This is a genomic window from Microvirga sp. P5_D2 (assembly GCF_054049475.1).
Genome location: NZ_JBFUMH010000260.1, coordinates 1 through 4,693 on the forward strand (window position 1 = coordinate 1; position 4,693 = coordinate 4,693).

At 66.7% G+C, this 4,693-nt stretch carries 8 protein-coding genes and 1 pseudogene; 6 read left to right on the forward strand and 3 right to left on the reverse strand.

The features are described 5' to 3' along the window. From ACXJKO_RS29835 to ACXJKO_RS29845, 3 genes are all read left to right on the forward strand, one after another. On the forward strand, window positions 1-233 hold a 233-nt coding region (locus ACXJKO_RS29835), incomplete at its 5' end, for a transposase (RefSeq protein ID WP_457091823.1). 134 nt (window positions 234-367) lie between these two features. Then, a complete protein-coding gene (locus ACXJKO_RS29840; protein WP_457094644.1) occupies window positions 368-604 on the forward strand; it encodes a DUF2933 domain-containing protein in 237 nt (78 codons plus the stop codon). Between the two features lie 158 nt (window positions 605-762). Continuing rightward, entirely contained in the window at window positions 763-1,383 is a 621-nt protein-coding gene (locus tag ACXJKO_RS29845; protein WP_457094645.1) for a Spy/CpxP family protein refolding chaperone, read from the forward strand. Between the two features lie 97 nt (window positions 1,384-1,480). Here ACXJKO_RS29845 and ACXJKO_RS29850 read toward each other — a convergent pair whose 3' ends face one another. From ACXJKO_RS29850 to ACXJKO_RS29860, 3 genes are read right to left on the reverse strand one after another with little or no spacing between them, the layout of a single operon-like run. After that, entirely contained in the window at window positions 1,481-2,131 is a 651-nt protein-coding gene (locus ACXJKO_RS29850) for a hemerythrin domain-containing protein (protein WP_457094646.1), read from the reverse strand. Then, window positions 2,131-2,613: a hypothetical protein gene (locus ACXJKO_RS29855; protein WP_457094647.1), complete on the reverse strand. Its 483-nt coding sequence runs from the start codon at window positions 2,611-2,613 to the stop codon at window positions 2,131-2,133. Before ACXJKO_RS29855 ends, ACXJKO_RS29850 begins: the two co-directional genes overlap by 1 nt. Window positions 2,614-2,661: 48 nt before the next feature. Further along, complete coding sequence (locus ACXJKO_RS29860; protein WP_457094648.1) at window positions 2,662-2,940, reverse strand: PepSY domain-containing protein; 279 nt, start codon at window positions 2,938-2,940, stop codon at window positions 2,662-2,664. A 131-nt stretch (window positions 2,941-3,071) separates the two neighbouring features. Here ACXJKO_RS29860 and ACXJKO_RS29865 point away from each other — a divergent pair, with 131 nt between their 5' ends. The 3 genes and pseudogenes from ACXJKO_RS29865 to ACXJKO_RS29875 form a co-directional block, all read left to right on the forward strand. Next, a complete protein-coding gene (locus ACXJKO_RS29865) occupies window positions 3,072-3,383 on the forward strand; it encodes a PepSY domain-containing protein (protein ID WP_457094649.1) in 312 nt (103 codons plus the stop codon). Further along, window positions 3,383-4,051 (forward strand): response regulator transcription factor, encoded by a 669-nt coding sequence (locus ACXJKO_RS29870; RefSeq protein ID WP_457094650.1) that lies wholly within the window; start codon window positions 3,383-3,385, stop codon window positions 4,049-4,051. The genes ACXJKO_RS29865 and ACXJKO_RS29870 overlap by 1 nt, the downstream gene beginning before the upstream one ends. Beyond that, window positions 4,048-4,693, forward strand: a pseudogene (locus ACXJKO_RS29875) (sensor histidine kinase); the annotation flags it as partial. The gene ACXJKO_RS29870 and the pseudogene ACXJKO_RS29875, both read left to right, overlap by 4 nt.

Genomic DNA, 4,693 nt, shown 5'->3' on the forward strand with positions numbered 1-4,693 from the left:
AGCATTGGTGGAGCGGCGGAACCTGGATGCGGGCTGACGCAGAGCCGCCGACGCGCCCGAGCGGTTTCCAGGTGCTCGCGCGCAGGTGGGTTGTCGAGCGGACCATCGGTTGGCTCACCACCAACCGGCGGCTCGCCAAGGACTACGAACGCCTGATCGAGACCGGCGAGATGCTGCTCTATCTCGCCATGAGCCGCATCCTGCTGCGCCGCCTCACGCGAAAGGAAAGATAATTGCTCACCAGCCTCTCAGATCCAGTCTCGGGATCCATCATACACCTCTCCAAGGCGAAGCGGGTTTGAGCTGGATCAAAGCAGGCGCCCAGATGCGGTGGTAAAGTTCCAATCGCTTGCAGAAGGCTTTGGCCATGCACACTCCCACCGATATCCCAGTGACATCATCCAAGAACTGGCGGACGGTTCTGGTCGGCACGCCACTGGGCTGGGTCGTCACGCTCGCGCTGGCCGCACTCGGCGTCTACCTTTTCGCGAACTACACGGGCCACATCATCACCGCCCTCCCCTACCTGCTGCTGTTGGCCTGTCCGCTGATGCACCTGTTCATGCACGGAGGCCACGGCCACCATCATGGACGACGCGAGTGACCGACGTAGCCCGAGAGGCCGCGGCCGTCCTCGGCATCGCGGCCGCCAGCGCCCTCGGCCGCAGGACGTGATCTGATCGAGTCCGTCGCATCTGAAACTGAAAGCGGACCCGGTCATTTCCCGATCCTGGAAGTCGGGTCCAGCAAGGAGAGCCTGCCATGAAGACACCCCTTCTCGTCACCGCCCTGATCGCCCTCGCCGGAGCCATTCCGGCCCAGGCGCAACCTCAGGCAGCGCCCGCTCAATCCGGGACGCCAACGCCCATGGGCCAGATGAGGCAAGGCATGCCCCAAGGCCGCATGGAGATGATGCAGGGCGGCATGAGGGGCGGACCCGGCAGAGGCACGATGAGCCGGTTCTCTCCCGAGGACATGAGCGCCTTCGTCGACGCCCAGATCGCGGCGGTCCATGCCGGGCTGAAGCTGTCGGCCGAGCAGGAGAAGCTGTGGCCTCCGGTCGAAGCCGCGATCCGCAACCTCGCCACGCTTCACCTCGGCCATATGCAGGCCATGCGCCAGAGCCAGGGTGCGATGGCCGGGGACCGCGTCGCCATGATCCGCAGCATGGCGGATCGCATGAGCCAGGGAGCGGACGCCCTGCGCAAGCTCGCCGATGCGGCGGCCCCGCTCTATGCCACCCTCGACGGGGGCCAGAAGCGGCGGTTGGAGGCCCTCGCGCCCATGGGACCCCGCGGCATCCTGGGACCGGGCGGGAGGATGGGCTACGGCGGAGCCATGATGCGCGGCGGGGCCGGCGATGACGGCGAGGACGACCGCTGAGGGAGCGATGGCAGGGTCCAGCGACTCCCCGGGCCGGGAACGGCTGCAACCGCGAGCCTCCTCCCGGCCCTGTTCCTCGCGGTCAACGCAGCGATCCTCAATGAAGGTACTTCGCCCTGAGCTCGTGCAGCATGCGATGGAGCTCCTCGTGCCGTCCGTGCCCGATCACCTCGTCCTCGTGCCTGTCGAAGGCGCGACGGAGCGACTCCAACTCACCTTCGCCGAGAGCCTGCTCGGCCGCAGGGAACAGGATCCCGTTCTCCTTCTCGATGTGAGCTCTGAGGTGGTGTGAATAGGCCTTTGCGGCCGCAGAGAATGGTTCGGGCTGGAGCACCGGGTGGCTTGCCTCCTCCATCGTCCTGATGAGCGCTCGTCCTTCCTCGTGCTCGGACAGCAGCGCGGGAACGGATGACTCCTGTTCCGATGCTCCCGCCTGGGCCAGGTCAGGAAACAGCATCCCCTCCTCCTTGCCGTGGTGGCACTTGTCCACGAACTCCTTCAGGAAGCTGATGAATGACGTAATGTCACCGCTTGAGGCGGTGCCCTGCCGTCCTGCTGCTTCGATGCGGTCGAGGATGTCCAAGGCGGAGAGGATCGCCTCACGATCGTGCCTGAGGTCGTCGATGGCCTGGCTCATGGTCTTCTCCCGTGAGTGCGACGGGTGGCTGGTGGGCATCTGCGGGAAGGGGGAGAAATGCCCGCTTTCCGCTTTCGCGGCCGCAGCGGTGTCGTCGGACAGGGATCCCATCAGTGTCCCAGCGGCTTCCAGCCCGGGTGGTCGAAGTGCTCACCATAGGCGTTCAGGGCCTGAATGATGGCCACGGCGCCCTGCTCCTGGCCGCCCGTTCCCTTCATGAGATTGATACTGTCCAGGACCTGGGTCAACGCGACATGGAGCTGGAGATCGGCCTCCTCGGGCAGCTTGCAATTTGCCACCACGTAGTCGACCTGCTCTTGGACCGTGTCACCGAGCGCCGAGAACTCGGCCGCACTGAACCGCCCTGCGTGGATCGGTGGAAGCGCGGCGTCGAGCGCATCGCGGATCCGGTCCATCCCGGTCCGCAGGGCCTCGTCCGTGCTCCATTTCTGCCCGTTGTTGAGGGTCAGCTCGACGATGGACGCACCGTGGCTCTCGTGCCCCTGCGGGGCGGCCGCGAGGACAACCCCGGAAAAGCCCGTCGTCAGGCCGAGCGCGATGATGGCGCCTGCGAGGGTTTTGATCGTGAACATGACCAGCTCTCCTGTTTCCTGATCCTGTGGTGTCGTTTGGTTTTCCGTTCAGCGAAGGCGGGCCTGGACGAGTTCGCCCGTGGCCTGCGCGTAGACAGCCTTGATCGGGAAGCCGCTGTCGTTCACGGCCCGGACTTCGTAGCAGCCATCTTCGGCCTTGATCCGGTCGACCCGGTAGCCAAGGTCTTTAAGTCCCTTGCTCACCTCGCTTGCGGCGACGATGCGGCCATCTGCGTTCGGAACGCAGCGGCGGTCCGGGCTATCCGCCAGGGCTGGAATTGCGAGTCCTGTTGCGAGAAGGGCCGTCGTCATGATGATCGTGCGCATGTCGGTCTCCTGTTTTCCTGATCCGAACGGCGTGTCCGGATCGATGGGGATGACATTAGCGGCGTGCCGCTTTCGGCCTCCTGTTGATCCATGTCAGCGAAATGTCAGGTGCGCGGGAGCATTCTCGCCCCATGAGCAAGACCCGCCGCGTCATGATCGTCCTCGGCCTCACCGCAGTCCTGCTGCCGCCTGCCGCCCTGGCGGCCCGCGAGCGCGACTATGACCAGGCCCGTCGTGCCGTCGAGCGGGGCGAGGCACTGGCGCTGGCAGAGATCCTGACGCGGGTACGCTCGGACCTCGGCGGCGAGGTCGTCGGCGTGGAGTTCGAGCGCAAGCGCGAGCGCTGGGTCTACGAGTTCAAGGTGATCGATCCGGCCGGGCGCCTGTGGGAGGTGTACGTCGACGCCGCCACGGCCGCGATCCTCAAGCGGGAGGGCCACTGATGCGCATTCTGCTCGTCGAGGACGATCCCCGCATCGCCCGCAAGGTGGAGGCTGTTCTGGCGGACGCAGGCTATGCCGTCGATCATGTCCAGGATGGCGAGGAAGCCTGGTTCCGTGGCGACACCGAGGACTACGATCTCGCCGTGATCGATCTCGGCCTGCCGAAGATGGACGGCCTCACCGTGCTCAGGAAGTGGCGCGCGGCCGGGCGCGACCTGCCGGTGCTGATCCTCACCGCGCGTGGCGCTTGGGCGGAGCGCGTCGAGGGCATCGATGCCGGTGCCGACGACTACCTCGCCAAGCCGTTCGCCATGGAGGAACTGCTGGCCCGCGTGCGCGCCCTCCTGCGCCGGGCCGCCGGCCGAGCCGCACCCGTCTTCGTCTCGGGTCCGGTCGTGCTCGACACCCGCAAGATGCGGGTCACGGTCGACGACGTGCCGCTCAGCCTCTCGCCACTCGAATACCGCTGCCTGAGCTATCTCATGCACCATGCCGGGCGGGTGATCCCGCCGACGGAACTGATGGAGCACCTCTACGCGCACGACCATGACCGCGACCCGAACGCGCTGGAAGTGCTCGTGGGTCGCCTGCGCCGCAAGCTCGGTGTCGATCTGATCGAGACCCGCCGCGGTTTCGGCTACCTCGTGCCGGAACCCGCTTCATCATGAGGCAGGGATCGCTCAGGCTGCGCCTTCTCGCCGCCGGGGCGGCCTCTATCCTCGTTGCTCTGGCAATGGCCGGCTTCGGCCTGCTGCTGCTGTTCGAGCGGCACGTGGAGCGGCGCATGGCGGCCGAGCTGGGCTCGCATCTCAACCAGCTTGTGAGCAGCCTCGCTCAGACTGCGGATGGCGCGCTCGGCGTCGGCGTGCCACCAGCCGAGCCGCGGTTCGTCCAACCCTTGAGCGGGCTCTACTGGCAGATTGCAGACGAGGGAACCAACACCGTGCTGCGGTCGCGCTCGCTTTGGGACGCAACATTGTCACTGCCGCCCGACCTTCCGGCAGCCGGAGAGGTCCACCAGCATACGATCCCGGGTCCGGGTGGCGTCTCCCTGCTGGCGATTGAGCGCCGGATCGCCACGCCGGCAAGCCTCGGGAGCAGGACGATCCGCGCCGTGGTGGCCGTGGACCGCGCAGAGGTCCATGCCGCAGGCTTGGCGTTCGCGTCCGATCTCGTCCCTTCCCTGGCCCTTCTCGCAGCCGCCCTGATTACCGCCGCGTGGATCCAGGTCAGTGTCGGCCTGCGTCCGCTCGATGCCGTGCGCCGCCGTCTCGCGCAGGTCCGTTCCGGCGAGACGTCCCGCCTGGGCG

What these genes read in the sequence shown, in the direction of transcription:
- ACXJKO_RS29840 (WP_457094644.1), top strand. Translation starts at nt 368, where the DNA reads ATGCACACTCCCACCGATATCCCAGTGACATCATCCAAGAACTGGCGG.
- ACXJKO_RS29845 (WP_457094645.1), top strand. Translation starts at nt 763, where the DNA reads ATGAAGACACCCCTTCTCGTCACCGCCCTGATCGCCCTCGCCGGAGCC.
- ACXJKO_RS29850 (WP_457094646.1), bottom strand. Translation starts at nt 2,131, where the DNA reads ATGGGATCCCTGTCCGACGACACCGCTGCGGCCGCGAAAGCGGAAAGC.
- ACXJKO_RS29855 (WP_457094647.1), bottom strand. Translation starts at nt 2,613, where the DNA reads ATGTTCACGATCAAAACCCTCGCAGGCGCCATCATCGCGCTCGGCCTG.
- ACXJKO_RS29860 (WP_457094648.1), bottom strand. Translation starts at nt 2,940, where the DNA reads ATGCGCACGATCATCATGACGACGGCCCTTCTCGCAACAGGACTCGCA.
- ACXJKO_RS29865 (WP_457094649.1), top strand. Translation starts at nt 3,072, where the DNA reads ATGAGCAAGACCCGCCGCGTCATGATCGTCCTCGGCCTCACCGCAGTC.
- ACXJKO_RS29870 (WP_457094650.1), top strand. Translation starts at nt 3,383, where the DNA reads ATGCGCATTCTGCTCGTCGAGGACGATCCCCGCATCGCCCGCAAGGTG.